Raw genomic sequence first — 1,488 nt, 5'->3', positions numbered from 1 at the left:
CGTTATGTTCTTCGCGGTCCTGCAAGAGGGCCGCTGGCCTCCGGGCCCGGCATGACTGTTGCCCCCTGTCGATGGGATGACCTGGGGGGTGGTGTCACCGGGTCCGAGGGGTGCCGTCGGAGACGCTGATCAGAGGTCCGGCTACCGCCCGGCCCGGCGCAATGCCGGGCCGTTCGCGGGCGGCAGGTCTGCATAACGTGGATGCGCGCGAACGGCCCCGCCACCAAGGCCGGCTCGGCATCGACGCATGTGGGGGCATGGTGATCGGCATCGACGAGGTGGACGTCGTCCTCGGCCTGGACGTCGGCAAGAGCAACCATCACGGCCACGGACTCACCCCGGCCGGGAAGAAAGTCTTCGACAAGACCCTGCCGAACGGCGAACCCCAGTTGCGGGCAGTCTTCGACAAGCTCAAGGCCAAGTTCGGCACCGTCCTCGTGGTCGTGGACCAGCCCGCCTCCATCGGCGCCCTGCCGCTGACCGTCGCCCGCGCTGCCGGCTGCCAGGTCGCCTACCTGCCGGGACTCGCGATGCGCCGGATCGCCGACCTCTACCCGGGTGAAGCCAAGACCGACGCCCGCGACGCGGCCGTCATCGCGGACGCTGCCCGCACCATGCCCCACACCCTGCGCACCCTCGACCTGACCGACGAGGTCACCGCCGAGCTGACCATGCTGGTCGGCTTCGACCAGGACCTGGCCGGCGAGGCCAACCGCACCTCCAACCGCATCCGCGGCCTGCTCACCCAGTTCCACCCCAGCCTGGAGCGCCTCCTCGGCCCGCGTCTGGACCACCCGGCAGTGACCTGGCTCCTCGAGCGCTACGGATCCCCGCAAGCACTCCGCAAAGCGGGCCGCCGCAAGCTGGTCGAGGTCGTCCGGCCCCGGGCTCCGCGCATGGCCGAGCGGCTGGTCGACGACATCTTCACCGCACTCGACGAGCAGACCGTCGTCGTCCCGGGCACCGGCACCCTCGACGTGATCGTCCCGTCGCTGGCGAAGTCGCTGGCCGCCGTTCACGAACAACGCCGGGCCCTGGAAACGCAGATCGAGGCACTGCTGGAGGCCCACCCTCTTTCCCAGGTCCTGACCTCGATGCCCGGCATCGGCGTCAGGACCGCCGCAGTCTTCCTGGCCACCGTCGGCGACGGCAGCAGCTTTCCCACCGCCGCCCACCTGGCCTCCTACGCCGGCCTTGCCCCGGCAACCCGGCGGTCCGGCACGTCGATCCACGGTGAGCACGCCCCCAGAGGCGGCAACCGGCAGCTGAAACGAGCGATGTTCCTCTCCGCGTTCGCAGCCCTCCACGATCCCGCCTCCCGCGCCTACTACGACCGCTGCCGAGCCCGCGGCAAAACCCACACCCAGGCCCTCCTCCGCCTCGCCCGCCACCGCATCAGCGTCCTGTTCGCCATGCTCCGCGACGGAACCTTCTACGAGCCGAGGAGCCCTCGACTCGCTTGACGAAGGACATAGAGGCACCCCCCGG

At 70.4% G+C, this 1,488-nt stretch carries 1 protein-coding gene; it reads left to right on the top strand.

Annotated elements, in window-relative coordinates; all coding sequences use genetic code 11:
- Positions 1 to 260 precede the first annotated feature (260 nt).
- Entirely contained in the window at positions 261 to 1,463 is a 1,203-nt protein-coding gene (locus ABZY20_RS37130; protein WP_356447934.1) for an IS110 family transposase, read from the top strand.
- Positions 1,464 to 1,488: the final 25 nt, after the last annotated feature.

Source organism: Streptomyces sp. NPDC006624, assembly GCF_040611555.1.
Lineage (GTDB): Bacteria > Actinomycetota > Actinomycetes > Streptomycetales > Streptomycetaceae > Streptomyces.
This window is presented reverse-complemented; position numbering and strand designations above follow the sequence as displayed.